Annotated in this window: 34 protein-coding genes, 1 tRNA gene and 1 pseudogene; 30 read left to right on the top strand and 6 right to left on the bottom strand. The window is 57.8% G+C overall.

Annotated elements, in window-relative coordinates; translation table 11 throughout:
* Positions 1–78: 78 nt before the first annotated feature.
* From CUN63_RS29215 to CUN63_RS29150, 15 genes are all read left to right on the top strand, one after another.
* Positions 79–807, top strand: coding sequence for a hypothetical protein (locus tag CUN63_RS29215; protein ID WP_129444633.1), 729 nt, complete (start codon positions 79–81; stop codon positions 805–807).
* Between the two features lie 12 nt (positions 808–819).
* Positions 820–1770, top strand: a complete 951-nt coding sequence (locus CUN63_RS29210) for a major capsid protein (RefSeq protein WP_129444632.1) — start codon at positions 820–822, stop codon at positions 1768–1770.
* A 46-nt stretch (positions 1771–1816) separates the two neighbouring features.
* A complete protein-coding gene (locus CUN63_RS29205; RefSeq protein ID WP_129444631.1) occupies positions 1817–2389 on the top strand; it encodes a hypothetical protein in 573 nt (190 codons plus the stop codon).
* A 62-nt stretch (positions 2390–2451) separates the two neighbouring features.
* Positions 2452–2955, top strand: a complete 504-nt coding sequence (locus tag CUN63_RS29200) for a DnaT-like ssDNA-binding protein (protein WP_129444630.1) — start codon at positions 2452–2454, stop codon at positions 2953–2955.
* A 37-nt stretch (positions 2956–2992) separates the two neighbouring features.
* Positions 2993–3169 carry a hypothetical protein gene (locus tag CUN63_RS31820; protein ID WP_165353296.1) on the top strand — a complete coding sequence of 59 codons (177 nt, stop codon included), beginning with the start codon at positions 2993–2995 and terminating at the stop codon, positions 3167–3169.
* A 28-nt stretch (positions 3170–3197) separates the two neighbouring features.
* Positions 3198–3566: a hypothetical protein gene (locus tag CUN63_RS29195; protein ID WP_129444629.1), complete on the top strand. Its 369-nt coding sequence runs from the start codon at positions 3198–3200 to the stop codon at positions 3564–3566.
* Positions 3563–4216: a hypothetical protein gene (locus CUN63_RS29190; protein WP_129444628.1), complete on the top strand. Its 654-nt coding sequence runs from the start codon at positions 3563–3565 to the stop codon at positions 4214–4216. The genes CUN63_RS29195 and CUN63_RS29190 overlap by 4 nt, the downstream gene beginning before the upstream one ends.
* Positions 4213–4629, top strand: coding sequence for a phage tail terminator-like protein (locus CUN63_RS29185; RefSeq protein ID WP_129444627.1), 417 nt, complete (start codon positions 4213–4215; stop codon positions 4627–4629). Before CUN63_RS29190 ends, CUN63_RS29185 begins: the two co-directional genes overlap by 4 nt.
* 71 nt (positions 4630–4700) lie before the next feature.
* Positions 4701–5357: a phage tail protein gene (locus CUN63_RS29180; protein WP_129444626.1), complete on the top strand. Its 657-nt coding sequence runs from the start codon at positions 4701–4703 to the stop codon at positions 5355–5357.
* 3 nt (positions 5358–5360) lie between these two features.
* On the top strand, positions 5361–5741 hold the full coding sequence (locus tag CUN63_RS29175; protein ID WP_129444625.1) for a phage tail assembly chaperone: 381 nt from the start codon (positions 5361–5363) through the stop codon (positions 5739–5741).
* Positions 5742–5803: 62 nt separating this feature from the next.
* Complete coding sequence (locus CUN63_RS29170) at positions 5804–6058, top strand: DUF1799 domain-containing protein (protein WP_129444624.1); 255 nt, start codon at positions 5804–5806, stop codon at positions 6056–6058.
* A complete protein-coding gene (locus tag CUN63_RS29165; protein WP_129444623.1) occupies positions 6055–9366 on the top strand; it encodes a phage tail tape measure protein in 3312 nt (1103 codons plus the stop codon). The genes CUN63_RS29170 and CUN63_RS29165 overlap by 4 nt, the downstream gene beginning before the upstream one ends.
* Before the next feature lie 3 nt (positions 9367–9369).
* Entirely contained in the window at positions 9370–9708 is a 339-nt protein-coding gene (locus tag CUN63_RS29160) for a phage tail protein (RefSeq protein WP_129444622.1), read from the top strand.
* A gap of 11 nt (positions 9709–9719) precedes the next feature.
* On the top strand, positions 9720–10472 hold the full coding sequence (locus CUN63_RS29155) for a phage minor tail protein L (protein WP_129444621.1): 753 nt from the start codon (positions 9720–9722) through the stop codon (positions 10470–10472).
* A 2-nt stretch (positions 10473–10474) separates the two neighbouring features.
* Positions 10475–11239: a C40 family peptidase gene (locus tag CUN63_RS29150; protein ID WP_129444620.1), complete on the top strand. Its 765-nt coding sequence runs from the start codon at positions 10475–10477 to the stop codon at positions 11237–11239.
* Between the two features lie 224 nt (positions 11240–11463).
* Here CUN63_RS29150 and CUN63_RS29145 read toward each other — a convergent pair whose 3' ends face one another.
* Entirely contained in the window at positions 11464–11802 is a 339-nt protein-coding gene (locus CUN63_RS29145; RefSeq protein ID WP_129444619.1) for a hypothetical protein, read from the bottom strand.
* 37 nt (positions 11803–11839) lie between these two features.
* Here CUN63_RS29145 and CUN63_RS29140 point away from each other — a divergent pair, with 37 nt between their 5' ends.
* Positions 11840–12103: a hypothetical protein gene (locus CUN63_RS29140; RefSeq protein WP_129444618.1), complete on the top strand. Its 264-nt coding sequence runs from the start codon at positions 11840–11842 to the stop codon at positions 12101–12103.
* Here the strand turns inward: CUN63_RS29140 and CUN63_RS29135 are convergent.
* Complete coding sequence (locus tag CUN63_RS29135; protein WP_129444617.1) at positions 12087–12317, bottom strand: hypothetical protein; 231 nt, start codon at positions 12315–12317, stop codon at positions 12087–12089. The two genes, CUN63_RS29140 and CUN63_RS29135, sit on opposite strands and share 17 nt — an antisense overlap.
* 187 nt (positions 12318–12504) lie before the next feature.
* Here CUN63_RS29135 and CUN63_RS29130 point away from each other — a divergent pair, with 187 nt between their 5' ends.
* From CUN63_RS29130 to CUN63_RS29080, 10 genes are all read left to right on the top strand, one after another.
* A complete protein-coding gene (locus CUN63_RS29130; RefSeq protein WP_129444616.1) occupies positions 12505–12927 on the top strand; it encodes an RDD family protein in 423 nt (140 codons plus the stop codon).
* A 43-nt stretch (positions 12928–12970) separates the two neighbouring features.
* Positions 12971–13321, top strand: coding sequence for a hypothetical protein (locus CUN63_RS29125; RefSeq protein ID WP_129444614.1), 351 nt, complete (start codon positions 12971–12973; stop codon positions 13319–13321).
* A 55-nt stretch (positions 13322–13376) separates the two neighbouring features.
* Positions 13377–13988, top strand: coding sequence for a tail assembly protein (locus CUN63_RS29120; protein ID WP_129444612.1), 612 nt, complete (start codon positions 13377–13379; stop codon positions 13986–13988).
* Positions 13989–14047: 59 nt separating this feature from the next.
* Positions 14048–17611: a host specificity protein J gene (locus tag CUN63_RS29115; protein WP_129444610.1), complete on the top strand. Its 3564-nt coding sequence runs from the start codon at positions 14048–14050 to the stop codon at positions 17609–17611.
* Between the two features lie 15 nt (positions 17612–17626).
* Positions 17627–17938, top strand: coding sequence for a hypothetical protein (locus tag CUN63_RS29110; protein WP_129445185.1), 312 nt, complete (start codon positions 17627–17629; stop codon positions 17936–17938).
* Positions 17938–18618 carry a hypothetical protein gene (locus CUN63_RS29105; protein WP_129444608.1) on the top strand — a complete coding sequence of 227 codons (681 nt, stop codon included), beginning with the start codon at positions 17938–17940 and terminating at the stop codon, positions 18616–18618. Before CUN63_RS29110 ends, CUN63_RS29105 begins: the two co-directional genes overlap by 1 nt.
* A gap of 24 nt (positions 18619–18642) precedes the next feature.
* The gene (locus CUN63_RS29100) at positions 18643–19575 is read left to right on the top strand and encodes a phage tail protein (RefSeq protein ID WP_129444606.1); all 933 of its coding nucleotides are present in this window, start codon (positions 18643–18645) and stop codon (positions 19573–19575) included.
* 391 nt (positions 19576–19966) lie between these two features.
* Positions 19967–20296: a phage tail protein gene (locus tag CUN63_RS29090; RefSeq protein WP_129445184.1), complete on the top strand. Its 330-nt coding sequence runs from the start codon at positions 19967–19969 to the stop codon at positions 20294–20296.
* A 61-nt stretch (positions 20297–20357) separates the two neighbouring features.
* On the top strand, positions 20358–20783 hold the full coding sequence (locus CUN63_RS29085; RefSeq protein ID WP_129444604.1) for a cell wall hydrolase: 426 nt from the start codon (positions 20358–20360) through the stop codon (positions 20781–20783).
* Positions 20783–21301 (top strand): lysis system i-spanin subunit Rz, encoded by a 519-nt coding sequence (locus tag CUN63_RS29080; RefSeq protein ID WP_129444602.1) that lies wholly within the window; start codon positions 20783–20785, stop codon positions 21299–21301. The genes CUN63_RS29085 and CUN63_RS29080 overlap by 1 nt, the downstream gene beginning before the upstream one ends.
* A 479-nt stretch (positions 21302–21780) precedes the next feature.
* On the opposite strand, the gene CUN63_RS29075 is transcribed toward CUN63_RS29080, so the two are convergent.
* Positions 21781–22131, bottom strand: a complete 351-nt coding sequence (locus tag CUN63_RS29075) for a hypothetical protein (RefSeq protein ID WP_129444600.1) — start codon at positions 22129–22131, stop codon at positions 21781–21783.
* Positions 22132–22303: 172 nt separating this feature from the next.
* On the opposite strand from CUN63_RS29075, the gene CUN63_RS29070 reads away from it, so the two are divergent.
* On the top strand, positions 22304–22540 hold the full coding sequence (locus tag CUN63_RS29070; RefSeq protein ID WP_129444598.1) for a hypothetical protein: 237 nt from the start codon (positions 22304–22306) through the stop codon (positions 22538–22540).
* 41 nt (positions 22541–22581) lie between these two features.
* Here the strand turns inward: CUN63_RS29070 and CUN63_RS29065 are convergent, their stop codons facing one another.
* Positions 22582–22791 (bottom strand): hypothetical protein, encoded by a 210-nt coding sequence (locus CUN63_RS29065; RefSeq protein WP_056740692.1) that lies wholly within the window; start codon positions 22789–22791, stop codon positions 22582–22584.
* A gap of 160 nt (positions 22792–22951) precedes the next feature.
* On the opposite strand from CUN63_RS29065, the gene CUN63_RS29060 reads away from it, so the two are divergent.
* Together CUN63_RS29060 and CUN63_RS31815 are read left to right on the top strand one after the other, a co-directional pair.
* Positions 22952–23773 (top strand): MinD/ParA family protein, encoded by an 822-nt coding sequence (locus tag CUN63_RS29060; RefSeq protein ID WP_129444596.1) that lies wholly within the window; start codon positions 22952–22954, stop codon positions 23771–23773.
* Positions 23774–24222: 449 nt separating this feature from the next.
* Positions 24223–24337, top strand: a tRNA-OTHER gene (locus CUN63_RS31815).
* Between the two features lie 80 nt (positions 24338–24417).
* Here CUN63_RS31815 and CUN63_RS29055 read toward each other — a convergent pair.
* A complete protein-coding gene (locus CUN63_RS29055; protein ID WP_129444594.1) occupies positions 24418–24627 on the bottom strand; it encodes a hypothetical protein in 210 nt (69 codons plus the stop codon).
* A 226-nt stretch (positions 24628–24853) separates the two neighbouring features.
* Here CUN63_RS29055 and CUN63_RS29050 point away from each other — a divergent pair, with 226 nt between their 5' ends.
* A complete protein-coding gene (locus CUN63_RS29050) occupies positions 24854–25249 on the top strand; it encodes a hypothetical protein (protein ID WP_129444592.1) in 396 nt (131 codons plus the stop codon).
* A 149-nt stretch (positions 25250–25398) separates the two neighbouring features.
* Here the strand turns inward: CUN63_RS29050 and CUN63_RS29045 are convergent.
* A pseudogene (locus tag CUN63_RS29045) lies at positions 25399–25552 on the bottom strand (IS5/IS1182 family transposase); the annotation flags it as partial.

Here is a 25552-nt window from a genome sequence, read left to right as displayed (position 1 = left end):
ACAAATTCAATCAACCGCCTCCGGGCGGTTTTTTATTGCCTGCAAAGCGGGCAACACATACCCAAGGGGTGCATCGCCGTGGCAGAAGAAAACGAAATCGACCTGGAAAATCCGGCAATCAAGGCCGCTATCGCGACTGCCGTTGAAGCATCCGTCTCGGGTTTGAAAACCAAGAACACGGAGCTGCTGGGCAAGCTGAAAGACACCACCGGCAAGCTCACCCAGTTCGAAACCCAGTTTGAAGGCATCGACATCGACGCCGTCAAAGGTCTGCTCAGCCGCGCCGGCCAGGATGAAGAAACCAAGCTGCTGACCGAGGGCAAGGTGGACGAAGTCTTCAACCGCCGCACCGAGCGGCTTCGGGCCGACACCGACAAGCAACTGAAGACCATCACTGCACGAGCCGAGAAGGCTGAAGCCTTCGCCGCCAAGTTCCAGGGCAAAGTCCTGGGCGACTCGGTGCGAGGCGCAGCACTGAAAGCCGGCGCTCTGCCGGAAGCAACCGACGACATCATCCTGCGCGCCAAGGGCGTGTTCTCACTGAATGACGAGGGCGAAGCGGTCGCCGTCGATGAGTCTGGCCAGACCATCCTCGGCAAAGACGGCAAAACTCCTCTGACCCCGCTCGAATGGGCGGAATCACTGCGCGAAAGCGCGCCTCACTTGTGGCCCAGGGCTACAGGAACAAATGCCCTGGAGCGGGTGAATGGTCAGGCCACGCCGAAACGCTCCGAAATGACCTCCGAGCAAAAGCGCGATTACCAGCGCAAGCACGGCCAAACCGCATTCCTGCAATTGCCCAAGTAAGGGGACTCACCCATGGCTACAACCGTTAACAGCGACCTGATCATCTACAACGATGAGGCGCAAACCGCATACCTGGAGCGCGTCCAGGACAATCTCGATGTATTCAACGCATCGTCTAACGGCGCGATCGTTCTCGACAACGAGCTGATTGAAGGCGACTTCCGCAAACGCTCCTTCTACAAAATCGGCGGCTCGCTGGAACATCGCGACGTCAACTCCGTCGGCAAGGTGACGGCCAAGAAGATCGGCGCCGGCGAGGCAGTCGGCGTCAAGGCGCCATGGAAGTACGGCCCGTACCAAACCACCGAAGAGGCGTTCAAGCGCCGCGGTCGTCCGGTAGATGAGTTCTCCCAGATCATCGGCGCCGATGTGGCCGACGCTACCCTGGAAGGCTTCATCCAGTACGCCACCGCCGCACTGCGTGCCGCTATCAGCTCCAACGCCGGCATGGTGGTCACCGCCAACATCGAAACTGATGGCAAGAAGACCCTGACCCGCGGCATGCGCAAATTCGGCGACAAGTTCGGCCGCATTGCCCTTTGGGTCATGCACTCCAGCGCTTATTTCGACATCGTCGATGAAGCCATTGCCAACAAGGTCTACGAAGAAGCTGGCGTCGTGATCTACGGCGGCCTGCCGGGCACCCTCGGTAAGCCAGTGCTGGTGACCGACACCGCTCCGGCGGATGTGATCTTCGGTCTGCTGCCGAACGCTGTGGTGATCACCGAATCCCAGGCTCCGGGTTTCCGCTCGTACAACGTGGACGACGAGGAAAACCTTGGTATCGGCTACCGCGCCGAGGGCACCGTCAACATCGACGTGCTGGGTTATAGCTGGAAGGACGCCGTCGGTGGCGCCAACCCGACCCTGGCGGCCGTTGGTTCGGCAGCCAACTGGGTCAAACACTCCGACAGCGACAAGGTCACCGCTGGCGTGATGATCACTCTGACGACCACGCCTTAAGGCTCACCCCTGACAGCGGCCAGCAATGGCCGCTACGGAGATTTCCATGGAACTCATCTATTCCACTCAAAGCTCCGGCTTTGACCCAGACAAGCGCTATCGCAACCCGGAACACTTCGATCGGCCAGAAGCGGGCGTGACCGGTGTTGTCGTCGTAGGCGTATGGCCGAAGGTGGTTGAAGCCTACGAGCATGTCGGCGTAGAAGTGACGGCGATAGACGCTGAACCGCGCCAGGTGCTGGTCGTTGGCGCTGGTGACAATCGCGTTGAACTGGAAGCGCTGATCGGCAAGCTGCAGATCGAAAGCGATACGGTCCGCGCCGTGATCGACGGCCTGGACGCCGGTGAGATTGAAAAGCCGGAAGCCGGTGAGCTCGCAATTCGGCTGTTTCATGCGCTGGACGGCATCCGCGTGCAGATGGCCGAGCTGGTCGGTGCGCGCGACGATCTCGCAACGGAAAACGAGATGTTGCGCAACGGGGTCGCCGAACTGAAGGCTGGTGAAGGCGTGGAAGTCGATGCCCTGAAAGCCAAACTCGACGCTGCTGGCGTGACTTACCGGGCAAACGCCTCGAAAGAATCCCTGGAAAAGCTCGTCGCTGATCTGCCCAAGGCGTGATACTGCTGGCTACCGGTTACCTGGTGGCCATTCATTCAAAGCTCAATCCAGCGAGTTGAACCATGACACTGATCATCGAGGACGGCACCGGCAAGCCAGACGCCGAAAGCTACGCGAGCGCGGCGGACTTGGTCACGTACGCCGGCAAGTTCGGCGTGACCATCCCCGCGGACGAGCCTGCGCAAGAAGCACTGCTTCGCCGGGCCGCCTTGGCGATGGATGGCAAGACTTGGAAGGGGCGCAAGACGGACAGCGATCAGGCATTGGCCTGGCCGCGCCGAGGGGTTGAACTGGATTGTCAGATCAAGCCCGACAACTATCTCCCTGCGCGAATCCAGTACGGACAGATGGCCTTGGCCGCAGAGATTCATGCTGACGACTTTGATCCGCCAGAGAAGAGAAAAGGCGCGGTGACGTTGGAGCGTGTCGAAGGCGCGGTGACTCGCGAATACGCGACGATCCCGAACACCAGCGGCCGATTGCTCCCGGCGGCGCCGGATAGGCCGAGCGCCACGCAGTTTGCCGATTACCTACAGAAACGGGGATTGTTTGCGGTGCGCGCGTGATGATAGCGTGTTGCCTTCATTAAACGTGGAGGCTTGTATGATTGTTAACGGCACAGAGAAACATCAAATTTGGAAAAGTGCTTACATTGCTGCTTTGAGCGGCCTCTCAGCTGTGCAGAATGCCTATCCAGGTGACATCGTGGATAAGGCCGCGACGATCGCGAATAAGGCGGTCGATGAGTATGTAAAGCAAATGGCAGGAAAGACCTACTAAGCAGTACCAATTGATTTGAGGAGCCACCATGGCCTTCTATGACGAAATGGCCGTGATGGCTCTGGAGATGATCACAGAGTTCGGCCAGCCTGTGCTTATTCGCTCGATCACCTTGGGCGAGTACGATCCAGGCTCCGGCCTAGAGCCCGAAGAGACCATTGTTGAGCAAACCGCCCAGGGCATCTTGCTCGACTTCACCGGCCAAGAATTCCAGAACAATAGCCTCATCAAGCAGGGCGACAAGAAGCTCAAGATCGCCGCGCAGGGGCTCGCGTGGGTGCCGGGGTTGCTGAACAAGGTGATCATCCAGGGTCGCACCTGGTCAATTGTTCCACCGCTGAAAGAGATCAACCCTGCAGGCACGCCGATTTTGTATGAGCTTCAGGTGCGGTCATGAGCAAATACTCAGGCCTGAACGGCAGCTTCGCCGAAAACATCCGCCAGTTTGCCGAGCAGGCCCAGGCCGGGCTCGACGCCACCTTCCGCGAAATCGTGATCGAGATCGGCAGCAGCGTCATTCGCATGTCACCGGTGGGCAATCCCGAGATCTGGGCTTCCAATGTTGCGCATCGCCAAGCCAACACGGCTGCGGCCGATGCTTACGACTTCAAGGTGGCTGTACGCAATACGGTCATCAACCTGACCGACAGCAACTTCACCAAGGCCGGCAAGCTGAAGCGCGGCATGAAGTACGCCAGGCCCCTGACCAAGACCGAGCGCGACCAGAACTTCAACGTGAACGGCTTGGTCGCCGGCAAGGACTACGTCGGCGGAAGGTTTCGCGGGAACTGGCAGTTCTCTATCGACATCCCCGCAGACGGAGTGCTTGATCAAATCGACCCATCTGGCAACGTCTCGATCGCGGTGCTGAGGACTCAGGTGCAGTCGCTGACCATCGGCCAGACGGCGTACCTGGTGAACAACCTGCCGTATGCGGTGCCGCTTGAGTACGGACATTCGAAGCAGGCGCCCGGCGGGATGGTCCGCATCACCCTGGCCCGCTTTCAGCAGATCGTCGATGAAGCCATCAGGAACAACCAGGTATGAGCCATAACTTAATCGCCTCGGTCTACGAGGCCAAGCTGATCGCTTGGGCGAAAGCGTTGCCGGTGCCGCTCAAGGTTGTCGTCGAGAACGAGACTTACACGCCCGTGGACGGCGTCACCTACCTGAAGGCGTTCACGCTGCCGGGCGACACCGCAAGCAACACGCTCGGCGGTGACCACAAGCTGTACACCGGCGTATTTCAGGTCAGCATCGTGACGCCCTCGGGCAAGTATCGCGGGGCGGCCGGTGTACTGGCTGACCAGATCGCCGCGCTGTTCCCGCTGTATGAACGGAACACCAAGGGCGCGCTGACGGTGGTGACCATGAGCCCGATCGACCCGGGCCCCGGCATCCCCGACGACACCACGTTCACCGTGCCTGTGTCGTTCATGTACCGCGCCGACACCAACTAATTCGCCCATTGGGCAAACCCAGAACCCGCCATTGTGCGGGTTTTGTCATTTCTGAAAAGAGGAAAAACCCCATGGGCTACAAGATTCCGAACGGCGGCACCTTCCAGCATGCCGCGACCTATGCCGCTGCGCTGGCGTTCACTGCCATCTCCAATGCTTCCGAGGCCGTGGCCACGGTTGTCGGTAGCACCTTGGCCGCTGGCGATATTGTCCTGCTCAGCTCTGGCTGGAGCAAACTGGACAACAAAGTGGTGCGCGTGAAAGTGGCTACGGCCACCGCGATCACCCTGGAAACGATCGATACCACCGACGCGCAGGTCTTCCCGGCCGGCAACGGCGCCGGAACCATGAAGAAGGTGCTGTCCTGGGTGCAAATCCCACAGGTAACCGACCTAGCTTTCTCTGGTGGTGAGCAGAACTACTTGGATGTGGTGTTCCTCGAGAACGACCAGGGCAAACAGATTCCTACCGACAAGTCCGCCGCCAGCATGGTGCTGACCATTGCCGATGACCCGGCCCAGCCATTCAACGCCGTGCTGATGTCTGCCGACGCAGGCAAGCAGGTGCAGGCTGCACGCCTCAACCTGCCGGGCAACGACACGCTGCTCTACGGGGCCTACACCTCGTTCTCGAAACAGCCGGCCGTCTCGCGCAACAACCTGCTGACCCGTACCGTCAACCTGGCGTTGCAGGCCGAACCAACCCGTTATCTGACTGCGGTGGCGTAATCCATGGCCAAGTTCACGCTTATTCAGAACCCCACTTTCAAAGCTGACGTCATGCTACCGACGGTTGGCGGTGAACCGGTGAAGGTGGAGTTCGAGTTCAAGTATCGCAACCGTACCGAACTGGCGGATCTCTATGCCGACTGGGGTGAACGCCATAAGGCGCTCGGACTGAAGTCGGAGGAAGTGGGGCTGAAGCAGTTCACCACCTTGTTGATCGACCTTCAGGTGGAGCAGCTCAAGGCAATCGTCGCTGGCTGGGAGGTGGACGAAGAGCTCACAGACGAAAACCTTCGCATCTTGGTCAGTTCGATCAGCGCCACGCCAAGCGCGGTGCTGGGCGCGTACTCCGATGCGTTCAGCAAGGCTCGCTTGGGAAACTCCTAAGCGCTGCACGTACCCTCTACGAGCAAGGGCCTTCAGCTGAAGAGCTGAAGACCTTCGGCTTCATGGCGGGCGACCTGACCGGGCAAGACTGCGAGATCTGGCCGGACAACTGGCAGGCCTTCCTACTTTTCGAGGCGCTGAGCACCCAGTGGCGTACAGGCGCGTGCGGCGCTACTGGCCTGGATTACACGTCAATTCGCGATGTCGCGGGCTTCCTCGGGTTAACCCGGGCGCAGGCCGCCGACATTTTCCCGGATATCCGCATCATGGAAGCCGAAGCCCTACAGGTGATGGCGGAACAGAGGGACAGTAAATGAGCACCAACTTCGCGTCCCTGGGCATCGAGGTTAATTCGTCGTCGGCGGCAAAGGCTGCTGACGATTTGGACAAACTGGTCGATTCGGCAGTTGGCGCTGAAAAGGCAATCGATGATCTCGGCAAGACCGGGACCGAACTGGCGGACACTGGCAAGAAGATCGTTCAGGCCGAGCGTGAAGTTGCTCAGGAGATCGACAAGTCCACGGGCGCCACACAGCGTCAGTCCGAGGCAAGGCGTAAATCAGGTGCAAGCGCGACCAGTGAAATTGCCATCATCAGCCAACTTGAAAAGGCGATGTCCGGCAACTTCGGCAGCATCGAGCAACTGGTTCAAGCGGAAGGGTTGCTGGAGCGCGCCCGCAAGGGGGGCCTGGTCACTGTCGAACAGCAGGAGGCGTATCAGGAACGCCTCGGCAAGTCTTACGACAAGATCGAAAAAGCCGAAGCCAAGGAAGTTGCGCAAAAACAGCGCCTGATCGATGCGGAGAACCGCCAGATTGAGGCGCTGAAGCGCACAGTTAACGGCATTGATCCCGTGACCGCCAAACTGGCCAAGTTGGAAGCGCAGGAAAAGGCGCTCAATGACCTGCACAAGGCCGGCGGCATCGACGCTCAGGCTTACGCAGATCGGTTGGCAAAAATCGGCAAGGACAGGTCAGGCCTGACCGCGACAGAAACCGCATTCGACAAACTGAAGCTCGGCACCCGTCAGGCTCAAGAAAACGTCATGCAACTGACCAACGCGCTGTCATCCGGCGATTTGGGCAGCGGGGCGCGGGCTATTGCCCAGCTTGGCGCCGGCGCTGGAGCATCTGCCAAAAGCATGGCGGCTTTGCTGCTTCCGGCAGGTCTTCTCGCTGGAGTGCTAGGCGGCCTCGCTTATGCCTACGTCGATGCGATGAAACAGGCCCGGGCGTTCAACGCTGCCATCAACGGCGGTTCGAACGACGCAGGGCAGAGTGTTGCCAGTCTCAAGGCCATGAGCGAATCGGCCGGCGTGCTGACCGGTAATCTATCCGGTGCACGCGAGGCTGTTATAGAACTCGCTTCCGGTGCGGCTACCAGCGGCGTCCAGATGCAGAATCTGGCTCAGGCAGCGGCAGCTATTGGCGAGGTAACAGGTAAGGGCGTCGGTGATATCGCCAAGTCCTTGGCCAACGCCGGTGACACTGCAACCGAATCTGCGGCGAAAATCAGCGACCAATACGGCCTGCTTACCTACGAGCAATACGAGGTCATCAAGGCGATCGACGACCAAGGCGACCACCAGCGTGCGCTGGATGTCCTGAGTGAAAGCCTGAATCTGTCGGCCCAGGAACGATTGAAGGCCTACCGCGCTTCCCTGTCAGATGTTGAGCGCGATTGGGACAACATCAAGATCGCGATCACCGGCGCCTATGGCGCCATTCGGTCGGAGGTCTTCCCGGACCTGGCCAAGCAGATCGAGATCAGTCAGCGGGTGCTCGATACCCGCAAAGGTGGTGGTGTCGCTGGCGCGGTATCGAACGGACTCAGCTCACTCAACACGTTTCTGGGATTGGGCGAAGGTGAAAATGATGACTCCACCTCAGCATTGGAAGCTCGGCTTGCTGGGCTCAAAGCTCGTCAAGCTGCCAGCCAGAACCTAGCCGTCACAACCGGCGAGACAACCCATGCAAACAAGGAACTGATCGCCGTCCAGAAGGATCTGGACAAGCAGATGGAGGACTTGAACCCGCTTGCAAAGCGGCAGGAGGCATACAAAAAGCTGAATGATCAGTTCACGAAGCTTTATCAGGATGCAGAAAAAACCGGACAGAAGGCACAGCTGCTGAATGGCGTGGAGTTTGACGGCAAGAAGTTCTCCGGCGGCGCATACGAAAAGCTGAAAAAGTCCATCGACGACAAGGACAAGGATCCGAAAGCCGCGGCGGGCAGTGTTGACCTTTCGGGCTTCAACGATGCGAAAAACCAGCTCACGGCGATTCTGGCCGAATACAGCAACGCCCAGAAGCAACTGGACGCGATGCAGAAGGCCGGGCTCATCTCACAGGCGGAGTATTCGCAAAAACGTGACGGCCTGATCGGAAACGAGCGGGACGAAGTAACGGCAGCGTACGAAGCCGAGATTGCGGCGCTAGAGGCCGTGAAGGACAAGTCCAGCACCACGGCAGCGCAGCGCATTCAACTCGACCAGAAAATCGCTGATGCACGCACCGCCATGGTCAAAGCGCAGAAAGACGCTGACAGCCAGCAGGAGGTGTTGGCTACTAGCGAGAAAGGACGCCTCGACAAGCAGACGTACGCGATCAGCCAGTACGTTGCAGCCCTCGGGCAGCAGCAGAAGGCACTGGCACTTGCCGGGCAGCGCGCCGCCAATGGCGTTGGCCAGGGTGATCGGCAAAATGCTCTTTCTGGCGAATTGAACAGCCAGCAAGACCGTTTCGCGCAGCAGTCTTTGGATCTGGAAAATCAGCGCTCCGACCCGTCCAGAAACATGGCCCCTGAAGAGTTCAAGCAGAAGTCCCAAGCCCTCGCAGACGCGAACAAGGCAGCGACCGACCAGATCCGGCAGAACTATGCCGACGTCGAAGCGGCGCAGGGTGACTGGACCAAGGGCGCGACATCGGCCTGGGCCAATTACTTGGATTCGGCGCGGGATATCGCAGGGCAAACACGCAGCCTGTTCACGAATGCGTTCAGCTCTATGGAGGATTCGATCGTCAATTTCGCTATGACAGGGAAGGCGTCGTTCGGTGATTTCGCGAAGTCGATCTTGGCGGACATGGCGCGTATTGCGACGAGGCAGGCCAGTTCGGCTCTGTTGGGCAGCCTGGTCGGGGCGGCTACCAGCTATTTCGTCGGCAGCGGTAGTGGTAACGGGCTGGCCTCTGGCTCTGCCGGTGCTGCTTCCTCGGCTGCAGGAGCGTCTCAGGCTGGATACACCAACGTCGACTTCTCTGGCTACCGAGCAGCCGGCGGACCTGTAGCCCCAAATTCTCTCTACGAGGTCAACGAGCTGGGTCCGGAACTGTACAACGAAGGCGGCAAGTCCTTCCTCATGACCGGCGCGAATGGCGGCAGCGTCACGCCGCTGACTTCCGGTGCGGGCCCAGGCGTTGCTGCACTTGCTGGCTCTGGTGGCGGAACAACGATCAGTGTGCAAGTCATGGTGGCCAGTGATGGATCAACCAGCTCTACGGCTGATGATCCTGCTTATCAGCAGTTTGGCAAGGACTTGGCCGACTTCGTTGATCAGCGTTACCAGAAGCTGGTGAGCGTCGACCTGCGCCGGGGCGGAAAAATCAACAGAGCCATCACGGGGTGATCCATGGCAATTGAGCGATTCACCTGGCAAATCGAAAAGGGCGCTACTGGCGACATCAAGCAGCGCACCAGGTCAAAGCAGTTAGGCGACGGTTACGAGCAGTTGGTCTCGGACGGCATCAACAACGAGCAGCAGTCTTGGCCGGTCACCCACACAGGGAGTTCGGAGCGGATCAAGGAAATCATCACGTTCTTGCGCCGCCACAAGGGGGCAAAGGCTTTCCTGTGGACGCCGCCCCTGGGCGAACTCGGGCTCTACAAATGCACCGGCTTTCAGCCGTCACACAAAGGCGGATCGGTTTACACGCTGACCGCCACCTTCGAACAAACCTTTCACCCCTGAGGTAACGCCGCATGGCTTTGATTACGGACATCCAGAAGCTGGAGCCCGGTGGGGAAGTGCGGCTGTTTGAAATCGATGGCACGGAGTACGGCGCGGACGTTCTGCGCTTTCATGCCCACGCGATTCCGCACACGCCCGATGAATTGTTGGCCTATGAGGGTTCGGTCGAAGAGTTGCCGGCGAAATCGATTTGGTGGCAGGGCAGCGAGTACGCGGCTTGGCCGGTACAGATTGAAGGGATCGGCGCCGACAGTAACGGAAGCGCTACCCGGCCGACGTTCATGGCCGGCAACGTGAATGGGCGAATCACAGCGCTGTGCTTGGCTTTTGATGACCTCGCAAAGTTCACGCTCACCGTGCGCGAGACCATGGCGCAGTATTTGGACGCCGTGAACTTCCCCGAGGGCAATCCAACTGCCGACCCTACCCAAGAGGCGCTGGAAATCTGGTACATCGACCAGAAGACCAGTGAAGACGGCGAGGTAGTGCAGTGGGAGTTGTCCTCACCAGGTGAGATCGACAACCACGGATTGCCTGGTCGACAGATGACGACCTTCTGCCACTGGGCAATGACCGGCGGCTACCGCGGGCCAAACTGCGGTTACACCGGCGGCGCGATGTTCGATGACGACGACAACCCCACGGACGACCCGAGCAAGGACGAGTGCAAGGGCGGGCTGAAGTCCTGCAAATTGCGCTTCGGCCAGAACAACCCACTTCCTCACGGCGGATTCCCCGCGGTGTCCCTGATCGCACGGAGTTGACCATGCGCAAGCACATCCTGAGCGCGATGGAGGCGCACGCCGCCGCCCAGTATCCGAAAGAGGCCTGCGGCCTGGTGCTGGCGACCGGGCGCAAGCAGAAGTACTTTCTATGCCGGAACATCGCAACCGAGCCGACCGACGAGTTTCGAATCGATCCCGAGGATTACGCCGCGGCAGAGGACGCTGGCGAGGTGATCGGTATCTTCCACTCACACCCGGACGCAACCAGCAGGCCGTCACCGCATGACTTGGCCATGTGCGAGGCGACAGCCTTGCCTTGGCATATCCTCAGTTGGCCGGAAGGTGATCTGCGCAGCATCACCCCAAGCGGCAACACGCCGCTGCTCAACCGGCCGTTCGTGCACGGGGCTTGGGATTGCTGGCAAGTCTGCGCCGACTGGTACAAGCGCGAGTGGGGTCTGGAGTTTGAAGCCTTCAAGCGCACCGATGGGTGGTGGGAGAGCGCCGACAACACCAGTCTGTACGAGGCGAACTACGAGGCGGCAGGCTTCTATAAGGTCGATCAGCCGCAACGCGGCGACACGATCGTCATGGAAGTCGGTCGGACGGTTTACCCGAACCATGCAGGGATTTTCCTCGGTAGCGATCCATCCTTGCCTGGCGAGGATGCGAACACCTTCGGTCCTGGCCCATTTTTGCTTCACCATCTGTACGGAAGGCCGAGCGAGATCATCGTCTTCGGCGGGCCTTGGCTGGACCGAACACGCCTGATCCTCAGGCACAAAGATGCACAACCAACCATATGACGCGGCAGAGCCGCGGGAGGGAGATATGCAACAAAGCGACCCGTATCAGCCAGCGATTGCTTGGCGCAGCCGACTGAGCAATCTGCCGAAGCGAGAACCTATTGAAATAGACGTTCAAGATGGGCGCGCCGAGTATGTACTCAGCGGCCCATATCATCTTGCCGAGGGAGCATTAATAGAAGTGCGAGACGGCAAGGTGCTTTACCGCAGCGGTTGCTCTCGGCCTACTTAATGTGATCGAACACTCGGGCCAGTTCGCCATCGGCATGGTTGTATTTGAGGTCATTCGCTTGAACTAGCCCGAACTCGTCGCCGATTTCGCTCAGACTTGAGAAAACCTTGTCGAATTGATGGTCCGCCAAAAAGGTGGTGATTCCCTTTCCTCGGTGGATGCCTGTAGGTGATAGCGATGAGGCTTTATTGATGACCGATGCGCTGTTGGTTATCAGTACATAGGGAAAGCGGGCTTGCTCTGTCACATTGACCTCCAGGTCATAAACGCGCCGAAATTGGCGCAATCCCAGTCCTTGGGCTTGCAGGCAAAGGACTGGGAAATCCTTCAATTCATTCTCACTGCCCATCCGGCAGCAGGAGGGCTGTATGCAGCCGAGCCAGCGCTACATGCTGACCATTCACGACCTCTTCACTATTACCGACGGCGGTATCTGCGGCGCTGAATCCGGGGTCGCGATTCTGGACGCCGGCGTCGAGATCGGTCACATGAAATTCTCCGGAAAGTGCCAGAGCAAGGATGGCTACCGCCGTGCGTACACTGGAAAGCCTGGGCTCACTGCTAAGCTCGTGTCCGGCCCTGGGCGGATCCACTTTGCAGAAGAAAAGCTTCCGGTTACTTCGGCGGTATAAGCCCGCCGATAAAATCGCCCGTACCAAGGCGGTGAGATCCGTATTCGACGCTGTAACGTGGCCCACGGGCTGAGGATTCAGCTTCGGCCGCATCTTTGGACGCGTAAATGTCGATGAATCGCCACGGCGATTTCTGAATCACTCCCCAGCCAAGGACTGAGCCAAAGTTGTCGGGATCGGCCGGCAGGTTTTTCGCAAGACTTCTGATTGACATGACCGCTCCTTGGTTTCGAGAAGGCCAAAAGCTACTACCGAACGAGGGCGGGGCGTTACTGGGGATTCGTACAGGCGGGTTTTATACTTCGGCCCAAGGGTTTTCAGCGCTTCGGTTTGGGGTGCGCTAAATATTTTTTGGACGGTGCCGATATCCTCTGGTCTATATACCAACGGAGTGGCAGCGCATGGAAGTAAGCAATACCCAAGGTGAATATCAGAAGCCCAAAAACCTAGCTGGTCTGGGGCGTCGATGGGGAGGACAAATGATTGACTCCATGATCACCGTTTTTCTATTTACTTTCGTCGGGCGGTTGGCAGCTGTTGTTGGTTTACCGTCTAGTGTCGTAGGCGCGCTCGCTATCGGCTCAGGCGTGGTGTATTACCTGTTTTCCGATGCAATGCCAAACGGCCAGAGCATTGGAAAAAAGTTGTTGGGCATGACAGTGATTGATGAGCGCAGCTACCTCAGCTGTAATCTGTATCAATCTTTCATGCGAAACATCACGACGCCGTTCCTGAATATTTTTGATTGGATATTCATTTTTTTTGGTTCCCGAAAACGTTTGGGCGACATGATCGCATCGACCATCGTGATTCGGTCCAAGTAATGATAAATGCTATGGTCACCCCCTTTCAGGACGAGGAAGAATCATGCGGATTTTGATAGGGGTGGTGGCTGTAATGCTGCTGGCGGGGTGCATGGCGCCGACGATGAACGAAGCGCGTCAGGAAGGGCCAGACAAGATTCTGTATTCGAAGAAATCTGACAAAGCGCTGGCTCAGTGCGTCCAGTACGAATGGCAGAATCAGTCCCTGTTCGGGGTTACGCCTGAAGCCACGCTCCAGCCTGGCCGGGATGGTGGGTACACCGTATTCACTGCAGGCTCCGAGTATTTCGCCGATATCCAACCAGGCGCGTCCGGCGCGGTAGCCAAGTACTACGCTGTGCTGAACAACTGGATATCCGCAAAAAGACTGACCGCCCTGCAAAGTTGCCTGTAGACGAAACCTAATTCAAAGCCCGCTTCGGCGGGTTTTTTGTTGCTTGGAGAAAAGCATGAGCGCGCTGGCGATCAATTACCAACCCATGACCACGATCAAGCTATATGGCCAACTTCGGCAGTTTGGTCGGTCGTTCCGACTTTCCGTCCGATCGCCGGCTGAAGCTATCAAGGCTCTGTGTGTGCAAATTCCGGGGTTTGAGCGGTTTCTTTCCAACGCAAAATCGAGAGGCATGGAGTTTGCCGTGTTCCGCGGCATAACGAATATTGGGGAGCAAGAACTGAGCTTCAGCGGAGGCGGCGAGATTCGAATTGCACCGGTCATCACTGGCAGCAAGAAGGCTGGCGGGCTTCAAACGATCATTGGTGCGGTGTTAATCGTGGTCGGCCTAGTCATCACCGGCGGCACATTCGGCGCAGGCGCCCCGTTTGGCTCAGCCTTGATCACGATGGGTGCGTCTATGGCTATCGGCGGCGTCATTCAGATGCTCAGTCCTGCCGCGAAGGGGCTCAAAACCAGCGCGGCCCCCGAGAACACTCCCGGCTACGCGTTCGGCAGCGCCAAAAACACCACGGCTTCCGGCAACCCGGTACCGCTTTGTGTCGGCAAGCGTCGGTGGGGCGGGGCGATCATCAGCGCTGCAATTTATGCCGAAGACCAGATGTAGTCCGACCAACGACCACCACAACCGCCTATGAGGCGGTTTTTTATTGCCTGGAGAAAAGCATGGGCGCAGCACAGCAGCTTGATATTTACGGCGCCAAGGGCGGATCGGATAAGCCAAAGACCCCGACCGAAGCGCCGGATAGCCTGCGCTCGGTAGCCGTGGCCAAGATACTGATTGCCATGGGTGAGGGCGAGTTCGCCGGCAATCCGACGGCACAGGACATCTACCTCGACAACACGCCGCTGCAAGACCCTCAGGGCAACATGAACTTCCCGAACGTGAAGTGGGAGTACCGCAACGGCTCCGTCGAGCAAAGCTATATCCAGGGCATTCCATCGGTAGAGAACGAAACCACCCTTGGCATTGAGTTGCGCAGCGGCACGCCTTGGGTGCGCGCGATCAGCAACACCGAACTGTCAGCGGTGCGCCTGCGATTTGCGTGGGCGGCTCTTCAATCTGTAGATGCTGAAAACAACATCAACGGCTACAGAATTGAGTACAAGGTCGAAGTCGCAACCGACGGCGGCGCCTATCAGCAGGTGCTGAGCGAAGCTGTGGACGGCAAGACCACTACCACCTACGAACGCACTCGTCGCGTTGATTTGCCTGTGGCGACCAGTGGGTGGCTGATCCGCATCACCCGTATTACGCCGAATCAGAACAACAACAAAATAGCCGACACCATGCAGATTGCCGGTTTCACTGAGGTGATCGACGCCAAGCTGCGTTACCCGAATACCGCTTTGCTGTACATCGAGTTTTCGGCCGAGCAGTTCCGTAGTATCCCGGCAGTGACCGTCGATTGCCACGCCCGCAAGTGGATGGTACCGAGCAACTATAACCCCGATACCCGCTCTTACACGGGCATCTGGGATGGGACTTTCAAGGAGGCGTGGACCGATAACCCCGCCTGGGTCACCTACGGCATCACAGTAAACGACCGCTTCGGCTTGGGCCGCCGCATCAAACCGTGGCAGGTCGATAAGTGGGAGCTTTACCGGATCGCTCAGTATTGCGATCAGTTGGTGCCGGATGGGAAGGGTGGTCAGGAGCCGCGTTTCATCTGCAACCTCAATCTTCAGGGTAAGGCTGACGCCTGGTCACTGCTCCGCGATATCTCTACGATCTACCGCGGCATGACTTACTGGGCTCAAGGCCAGGTCTTCACTCTGTCCGACATGCCGCGCGCGACCGACTTCGACTTCGCCTACACCCGGGCGAATGTCATCGACGGCAAGTTCACCTACTCGAGCGCATCGGAACGCACCCGCTACAGTCGCGCCCTTATCAGTTACGACAACCCGGCGAACAACTACGACACTGACGTCACTGCGGTGACGGATGCCAAGCTTCAGCGGCGCTACGGCGACAATCCGCTGGAGATCAGTGCGATCGGCTGCACCCGCGAGTCGGAAGCGCAGCGCCGTGGCAAGTGGGCGCTACTGACAAACTCTAGGGATCGCGGGATCAACTTCCGCGTTGGCCTCGATGGCCGCATCCCACTGCCTGGCTACGTTATTCCTGTGGCCGACGAGCTGCTGGCCGGCCGTCCAATCGGTGGACGTATTTCTGCGGTGTTGGGCCGCGCCATTACCTTGGACCGCGACACCCAAGCCAAGACCGGCGACCGACTGATCCTGAACTTGCCCAACGGCAAGTGCGAAGGTCGCACCGTTCAATCGGTAGCAGGACGGGTGGTAACGGTGACTGTTGCCTACTCAGCTGTGCCGGAACCAGAGCTCGTTTGGGCTCTGGATGCTGATGACCTGGCTGTGCCGTTGTATCGGGTAACCGCAGTATCGCGTCCAGAGCCTGGCGTCTTCGAGATCTCGGCGGTTCAGTACGACCCGAGCAAGTTCGCCTACATCGACACCGGCGCGCGCCTGGAAGAGCGCCCAATCAGCGTAATCCCGATCACCGTCGTCCCGGCGCCGGCCAGCGTCACCGTCACGTCGAACTCGGTCGTGTCCCAGGGCATCGCCGTCGCCACCATGACCATCACCTGGCCGGCGGTGAACGGCGCGGTCGGCTACGACGTGGAGTGGCGCAAGGACAGTGGCAACTGGATCAAGCTGCAGCGCACTGGCATGACCAGTGTCGACGTGGTGGGTATCTACGCCGGCGCCTACGTGGCTCGCGTCCGCGCGGTCAGTGCCTTCGACATCTCGTCGGTCTGGCGTAACTCGATCCTGACCAACCTCAAGGGGAAGGAAGGATTGCCGCCGGCGCTCAGCTATCTGACGGCCACGCCGTTGCTGTTCGGTATCTACCTGAAGTGGGGCTTCCCAGCTGGCGCAGAGGACACGCAGCGGACGGAAGTCTGGTACGGCCCGACAACCAGCCTGGAAGCCGCTTCCAAGCTGACAGACCTGTCGTACCCGCAAAGCGATTTCTCAATGCTCGGCCTGGCCGCAGGCGTGACCTTTTACTTCTGGGCGCGCCTGGTGGACCGGATCGGCAACATCGGACCGTGGCACCCAATTGGTATCGGCGTGCAGGGCCAGTCGAGCTCTAACGCGTCCCCGATCCTGGCAATGATCGCCGGCCAGATCACCGAGACGGAGCTCGGCCAGGACCTGCTGGACGAGATCAACAAAATCCCGGGCCTTCAAGATCAGATCGATGCGCTGGACGGCCTGTCCGCTTACAAGCCGGATCAGGTTTACGAGAAAGACCAGATGGTCGTGGAAGACGGTCACATCTTTCAGGCCAAAGGCGAGGTTCCAATCAACACGCCGCCACCGAATGCAACCTACTGGCTGGATGTGGGGCAGTCGGTTGAAACTGCAAATGGGTTGGCGCAGCAGGTGGCCACCAACACGGCTGACATCATCGAGATCGACGGTGTGGTCACTGCTCAGGCGACGGCCTTCCAAGCGTTGCGGGCGTCGTCCCGCGACGACAATGGCGAAGGGGATCTGGCCGATGCCCTGAAGGGCTGGACCAGCACCGCGGCGATCGCTTCGGAGTCCAAGGTTCGCACCTCTGAAAACGAAGCGATGGCACAGAGGCTCACTACCTTCGACGCCGCCATCGGCGAGAACGCGGCGAACATCACCGAACTGGAACAGGTGGTCGCCACCAACGATTCAGCAACGTCCACGAAGATCGATCAGTTGAATGTGTCGGTGGGACAAAACACCGCCGCGATTCAGCAAACATCGACGGCCTATGCCGACACCGCTGGCAAGCTGAACACGATGTGGTCGGTGAAGATGCAAGTCACGGCGGGCGGGCAGTACGTCGCCGCCGGTATCGGTCTGGGCATCGAGAACACCGGTGCAGGCTTGCAAAGCCAGTTCCTGGTGAGCGCTGACCGGTTTGCTGTCGTCAACACAATCGCCGGCGGTGCCATCTCGGTTCCGTTTGCGGTGCAGGGTGGGCAGGTCTTCATAAATTCGGCATTTATCGCGGACGGCACCATCACCAACGCCAAGATCGGCAGCTACATCAGCTCGACCAACTACATCGCCGGTCAACAGGGTTGGATTCTCAACAAGGACGGCACACTGGAGATCAACGGCATCGTTCCCGGGCAAGGCCGCCTGGTAATCAACTCGCTGAACGTCTCCGTCTACGATGCGAACAACGTGCTGCGTGTGCGTCTCGGATACTTGGGGTGAAAAATGGCTCATGGAATGCGGATCTGGGGCGCCGATGGGGTGCTTCAGGTCGACGAGAACTCATTCACCATGCGGGTCGTATTGTCCACGCTGGTTACCTTTGCCAATAGCACAAAGGCGAATCAGGACTTTTCGGTACCGGGAAGTGATGCTTCCAATTCAGTCGCGATCGTGATCCCGGTAGGTCCGTACAACGAAGCGACATCCTTTCAATTGGAAACTGAAATGCTGTCGGGAGTCGCGCGTGTTTACAACTACACGCGCACTTTCGCGGCCAGTCTTTCCACCAGCGGAACCATGCGATTGATGGTTATAAGGTTTGCTTAATGGCGTCGTACGGACTCAGCTTCGTCAACAACAGTAATCAAGTGGTGATCGACTCGGAATTTTCCAGGTTGAACGTCATCTGTAGCGGCCGCTATGCGCCGACGCAGGAGTCCGGACTTGGATCCTCCACTTCCTTTCCGCGCGTCATCACTAGTCAAGAGCCACCTCTGGTGTTTTGCCGGCCGGATACCGGCGGGGTGGCGGGACTCACCGCCATGCAGGTGATTGGATCAGCTGGCAACTGGACCGGCTTCTATGTCCGAGCGTACGACGTGAATACCAATCAACCGAACGGGCGGTACTTCGCCGCGACCTTCGGCGCGCAGCCGGTTGCTTCATACGGGATGCGGCTTTGGGACGGTGATTCAAAGCTTCTTTTCGATTCAGGAACTCCGACGGCACTGTTCACTCGAGCGTTCCAGACCTGGACCTATGTCCGATCTGAAACTACCGCCACGGGCAGCACCCGAAGTTTTTACACCGTGTCGTTCAACTTTCCAGAAAACGAATACATGCTTATCAATACCTTCGGCATGAACATGCTGACGGGATCTGGGTCCGGTCGCCTTGTTAAAACTTTGTGGAGTTTCAGCACCGGTACGCTGTACGCCGTTACCGACGGGTTCTCCAACCCGTTTGCCTTCTTCATGCCGGCCGTGTTCGCAAAGCTCGCCGTCTAAACACCTTCGAATAGGAAGTACTCCATGCCTTGGTATAAAGCCGGGACGGTTTCGGTCGTCCTAAATTCCAATGCCGTGATCGGCACCGGCACCGCTTTTATAGCCAATGGCCGCGTGGGCGATGGTTTTCGCGGTCCCGACGGCGGCTGGTACGAGGTGACCAACATTGCCAGCGACACGGCGATGTCGATCTCGCCGAACTATCAGGGCGCAACCAACGGTGCAGGCGGTTACGCGCTGGCGCCGCTGCAAGGCTACGTGAAGGATTCGGCCGATTCGCTGAGAGCCTTGGTCAATACCTATGGCGCCAAGTTGGCTGCACTCGGTACGACCGGCAACTACGATGTCCTGCCGCCGAGCAAAGGAGGGACCGGGATCACCGACCTTGCACCGTTCGCCCAAGGGCTTCTCAATGACACGGATGCAGCTGGTGCGCGTTCTACATTGGTCGCCGCAAAGTCGGGAGCGAACGCAGATATCACTTCTCTGTCTGGGCTCACGACTGCGCTGAGCATCGCCCAGGGAGGGACGGGCAACGCGACAGGTACCGCCACAAAGCTCGCTGCTGCGGCGATTCTTGGGTCCGTTTCGCAATCTGGTGGAACGCCAACTGGCGCGCTGATGGAGTATGTAAGCAACGCGACGGGAGAGGTCTGGAAGTTTGCCAACGGGCTCATGCTGACCTCGCAGTCTATTAGCTACCCGGCGCTTAGTTGGACCGCAGGAACAGGCGTCCGATATTTAAACGTGACCGCTTCTTTGCCTGGTGGATTTGCTGCAACGCCAAAACTCTATGCCCAGCTTGTAGATCAGGATATTTCTACCCGGTCGGCATGGGTAACTAACGTAACGGCACCCACTTTAAGTACCTTGAGCGCATGGCTCGCCGCCACCTCGGGGACTACGGGTGCTGGCGCCTTTGTCTTAAACGTGCATGCAATAGGCAGGTGGTACTGATATGAATATCAAACTTGTTCCGGTTCGGCTTGATGAATCGCTGTATGCACTCCGGGCCGACGATGTCCTTATTTTGAATGGGGCGTCCTTCGACTTTTCCGCCATCGGTGAGGGCGACACGCTTCCTCTCCTGGCAATAAACTCGGCGTGGTTTGCCAGTCAGGTTGAGCGAACGAATGGCGAACTGACCCTTTCGCTTATTCTGCCTAACCCATGGAACTACAGTCCGGAACAGGCCTTCCCTGTGCCGTTGCTGAGTGTGCCCAACGGCGTAATACAGTTCCCTCAGCCGCTCCCGAATGATCCCCCTTCCGAATCACCTGAGCCCCTGCCATCTCCTCGCGAGCCGGTAGCTGGAGAGATCGATTGGTCATTGCTGATCACCGCCGAAATGAAAGCGGCGACTTCGGCGGCGGCACAGCTGGCCGAGGCCAAAGCCATGCTCGCCGCCAAGAACGCCAAGGCCGTCTTGCAGATCGCCCGTATTCAGGACCGCGTCAACACGCTCGGATATGGCATTGACGCCGGGGATGCCACTGAGGCGGATGAAGCAGAGCAGGCCGCGCTGCTGATCAATCTCAAAGCGTGGAAAACCTACAAGTTCGCCCTGGGCAAGGTCACCGTGCAGCCGACTTGGTACGCCGCGCCGGTTTGGCCGACAGAGCCGGTCGTGCCGGTCATTGTTGCTGACCCAGAGGCTCGATCCGCTGACCTGATGTAGAGCGACAAAGCAGCACAGAGCCCCGCCATCGAGCGGGATTTTTTTTGCCTGGAGAAAAGTGATGCCAGTTACCGAAAAAGACCGCGACATACTCGCGCGAACGCTATGGGGTGAGTCTCGCGGCGAAACGTCGGCCGGCCAAGTGGCCGTGGCCTGGACGATCCGCAATCGCGTTTTCGATGGAAAGGAAAAGCCATGGTGGGGTGAGGGTTATGCTGGTGTGTGCCAGAAGCCCTATCAGTTCAGTTGCTGGAATAAGACAGACCCGAACTACCAGTTTCTGATCGGGCTGAAGCAGATCCCGTTCCGCGAGCTGGCTCAGGCGCGCATCGCTGCCGATCAGGTCATTGACAGCAAGGTTCCTGATCCCACCGGCGGCGCAACGCACTACTACGCCACCGCAATGCCGAAGGCGCCGGCCTGGGCGGCGAAGGCGAAGCAGACCCTCAAACTGGGCGGTCACGTCTTCTTCAAGGATGTGCCGTGATGACGCTGGCGCAAAAGTTGATCGGTCTGCTGGCGCTGATTCTGGTTCTGATGGCCGGCACCGCGACATCCGCCTGGAAGGTACAGGACTGGCGCTACGGTAAGCAGCTCGCCGAGCAGGCTGGCCTGCATCAGGACGACCTGACCGCCATAAGCAACGCGGCCGCTGCCCAGCTTCGTGCCGATCAGCAAAAGCGTTTGGCGCTCGAACAGCGTCTGTCGGCCAGCGACGAAAATCACTACAAGGAACTGACCAATGCTCAATCCAATCAGGCTCGCCTGCGCGATCGCCTTGCCACTTCTGATTTGCGGTTGTCAGTCCTTCTCGACACAGCGGATACAGCCAGTGGCTACGCAGTGCCAACCGGTGCCGCGGCCGGCAGCGTGGTTCATGGAGGAGCGCGCGCCCGACTTGACCAAGCGCATGCTCAACGAATTGTCGCCATTACCGACGCCGGCGATCAGGGATTGATCGCGCTGCGTGCGTGCCAAACCTACGTGCGAGAATTGTCGCGATGACGATCGGGATGAGACAGGGGGGTATCTTACTGTGAAGCGGTGAGCGTGCTTGTTGTGTCCTTGCATGCCTCAGACAGCAGGGAAGGAGGCACGAAGGTCTCACCCACTTTCGAAAAATATTTATCCTGCAGCCCTGCGTCGAAACCGGTAGGACTAGCGCTAGATCCAAGGTAACGAACAGTGGAATCAGCGCAATTAAATTCTAGCTTTACGTACGTCTTGTAATCCCCAAAGTCCCTTTTCGTGATGACGATTCGGGTTTGGTCGGCTTGGCTGATTGAAACGGTCGAGTCTTGGCTGAGTGAATGCGAGGGCAAGATAATAGAGTCAGCACCATGGGCAGCAGAGCAGGAAAATACGGCGCAGGCGATAAGAAAGCGACTCATGGGGAACCTTCCGTGGAGAATATGATCGAGTGGGGGGGGATGATAGCCATTTCGTAGACATTGCATAGTAATTATTGCAACTGTATGTCGAACCTAAATGATCGTTTTGGGCCGGGGCGTCAGGCCCTCCAGCATTCCCTTGAGCCGCTCAGCCTCGCGTTTGTGACCTCTGGCCGAGATTTCGAGGTTGTACAATTCCTTTCGGACGCTTGCCAGTTGAGCTGACCTCTCCCGAAGATTGCTCATTGCGTCGTCTCGTTGCGTGATCGCTTCGTCATACATCTGCACCAGGCCGAAGATATCCTCTCGCGCCTTCCGAAGGTGCAGGTTTAGTTCTTGGACCTCGTTTTCCAGCATGCGCAAATAGTGGGTGCACGTTTCAAGTTCGGTGGGGCAGCCCAGCCAGTCGGAGGTGTCTTCGATTTCGTACGGGTCCACGGCCATGCCTTATCGATACTGTTCGCATATACAGTAGTCGAGGCGGGCGGGATCGGGCGAGGGTGAGGCGACGAACCGTAGGTTATGAAAGGTGTACGGTCGGTGGAACACTTGAGCTAAAAACTGACCATTAGGTCAGGATAGTTGGCTGTACTTCTCCCATTATGAGGATGTCCCCATGCGCAACTTCACCTTGGAATACCTGTTCAATGGCGAGCCTCGCACATACATGTTCGAATTAAAGCAGCCTCAGCTGCCCGTCCATGAGGCGGCAATGCACCTGCTACAGCTGCATTTTGGGGATGGAGAGAACAGCCTGATCATGCCCACTGCGGACGCGACGCCGGAGGAGATTTTAGAGCAGGCTGAGCTGGTAGGGCTGGCGCAGATTAGGGTCGTCGATCAACCCAGTTGATGCCAGGTGCAGTGACCGGTTGAATTCCCAGCCGATAGCAGTCACTCCGGCGTCATTAGGACCGCGAGCGTCAGCTTGATGAACTCTTCGTTCTTGTCGATGGTGTCCAGAGCGCCGCGTACGTTGTCGGCGACGTCAGCCGAACCGCGAGCCTCGACCCAGTTGGAAAGCTCCAGGATGGCGGCTTCGAGGGCGAGTTGGTTTTCGTTGATCTTGAAGAGCAGGGAAGGGAGCAGGTCTGAATGGGGCATAGGCGATTACTCGGCGGATGAGGGCATTGCAGCAGTGGCAGTTCTGGTTCGCGTGATTGCCATGTAGTGGCCATGTGTCTGCACTTTTCAGCTACCATTGCGCATCTAGGAATAGTTAGCGACTACTCGCACGCGTTGCACATGGAAGGTAATCAATAACATGGATGGTGTGCGTTCTGTGCAAGTTATCGCCGTGACCGGCGGAAAGGGCGGCGTCGGCAAGACGACTGTGGCTGTGAATCTTTCATTGGCGCTTGCGAAGTTTGGAAGGCGAGTCGTATTGCTTGATGGCGATCTTGGCTTGGCGAATATCGATGTCCTGTTGGGGCTTTCCCCGCAGTACACGCTTACCGATTTAATCGAAGGTCGCTGTGAGCTATCCGAGGTACTTTTGCGCGGTCCGGGCGGGATACGAATCGTCCCCGCGGCTTCAGGCATCCAGAGCATGGTGCATTTGTCTCCGACTCAGCACGCAGGCCTGATCCAGGCCTTCAGTGAAATCGGTGACAGTCTCGATGTGCTGGTGATTGACACAGCTGCGGGCATCGGCTCGTCGGTGGTCAGTCTCGTCCGGGCGGCCCACGAAGTCTTACTGGTGGTCTGCGACGAGCCGACCTCGATCACCGATGCCTACACACTGATCAAACTGCTTAATCGTGATTACGGAATGGACCGTTTCCGGGTGCTGGTCAATATGGTGCAGAGCCCGAATGAAGGTCGCGCGCTGTTCGCTAAGTTGGCCAAAGTCACCGATCTCTTCCTCGACGTAACCCTGCGGTATGTGGGAGCGGTTCCGTACGATGTATGTGCGCGTAGGGCAGTGCAGAAGCAGCGAGCAGTCTACGAACACTTTCCGCGCTCCAAGTGCGCCCAAGCATTTCAGGAGATCGCTTTAAAGGTCGACGCCTGGCCTTTGCTGGCTACCCCCAGAGGGCATATGGAGTTCTTCGTTGACCGACTCGTCCATAATTCGAGAGGGTGACATTTCTCTCTCGGCCGTAAGAGTGGTGCGATTGTGGTGTCCGCTTATGCCTAGTAAGCCTGGAGGCACTTTTTTTGGGTCGGCTTGCGCAAAACCTCCTTTGGAGTCCGCGAGTTTCCTTTTGCATAAGCGGCCGGCAGGATGCCTGAGATGGGTGCGTGACTTTTGCGTGACTCTCTCACGCACGTGTAAGCACTTGTGGGCATTCGATTGCAGCGAGCGCCAGTAAAAACGGCCATTTCACAAGGTCTTACATTGGTACTGCGTGCATGGGGTGCTAGGGGTCGAGGCGATACCAGTAGAACGCGTGGATGTATGCATCATTGGCATAGTGTGGATTTGTTTCGACTCGCGCTGAGCGGGCATTTTTTCGCTTTGAACATGGGTTTTTCCGGGCCGCAATCATTTAGAGGTATGCGGAAACATTGGGCTGCATGGCATCCTTTTTTGCCTGATTGCGACCCGGAAAAGCTATTGGGAGGCACGGCCTGATTGATTTTCCCTTGGGACTTAAAATCCCCCGCTCGTAAGGGCGTGCCGGTTCGATTCCGGCTTCGGGCACCATCTAAAATCAAGGGTTTGCGGGCGAAAGCTGATGCAAACCCTTGTTTGTTTCTGGCTTGCTGTTTTTTAGCCCGTAGCAGTTATTGACCCCGGCCGCTAGCCCCTGGATTAGCGCCGCGTCGATCTTCGCCAGAAGGGTTGCCGGTATCGACAAGCCTTCTCTCGACCAAGACATTTTGAAGGGCCTGGCGGGCTTCAGCGTCCAGCTGGTGCTCTCTCTCCTTGAGTTCAAGCAAGATTGGGCTGGACCAGGTGCGATAGGTTTGCTCGGTCTTACGAATTGATGTCATCTGTCCCCTCCTTGATGAGTGCCCGCCAACACCGTCGGCGCAATTTTGGTTCGATAGAACCCTAGTTGAGGAATCTGTTTGCCGCCAAAAAATTGCATGGCAATGGTGCACACCTCGCTGACGCCGCTATTGATCTTATCGTCAAAAAATATATTGATCAGTTTGGGGTTATCTAACCTTAAAAGTTACGTTGTCTGAATATAAAAAATTGTAAGAGGTGGAAGTGATGAGTAAGTTGTTGACTGCCATTACTGTAGCGTTCTTTCTCTCTGGATGTTCTTCCGGACCTCAGATTCCAAACGATGCCCATACCCCGGCACCTGCTGGTGCGAAGCAATTAAGCGGGGATGAAATTCACCAGGTGTTGATTGGTCGTGAGCTCAAAAGCAAAACCGCCAAAGGCGAGCCGTTCTCGGAAACATTGAGTCCTGGCGGAGCCGCGTTAATTAAAATTGCTAATTATCCAGAGATTAAAGGTAATTGGACTGTGGCGGGTGACGTGATCTGCGTCACCTATAAAGAATATGGAAAAGAATGCAATACCGTGCACAGTGATGGCGCTTCAGTGTGGCTTGTAGACCAAAATACAAAGACAAATAACAATAAATTCAGTGTGCATTAGTTAAGGAAGGTCTGAAGTACCCACCGATTTTTCATGCCCTCTCTGCTTGAGGTTCAAAAAATCATGAGTCGGTCGAAAAACAGGCCTTTCCTGTCCTTAATTCATGGTTCTTTCCTCTAGTCGCGCTGCTTCAGGGCGATCAGCCTGCATTACAGACGCACCTCGCCCATACCCATCAACCGTTTTCGCACCATCCACAGATTCGACAAAGCGAACAAGGTTGTCTGTTGAGCGATGTTTTTCGACAAGCCACGAAAGCGCACTTTCGTATAGCCAAACTGGCGCTTGATCACGCGAAACGGA

The sequence above is a fragment of the Pseudomonas sp. ACM7 genome (genome assembly GCF_004136015.1).
GTDB lineage: Bacteria > Pseudomonadota > Gammaproteobacteria > Pseudomonadales > Pseudomonadaceae > Aquipseudomonas > Aquipseudomonas frigoris.
The sequence above is the reverse complement of the archived record's forward strand: the minus strand, read 5'-3'. Positions and strand labels throughout refer to the sequence as shown.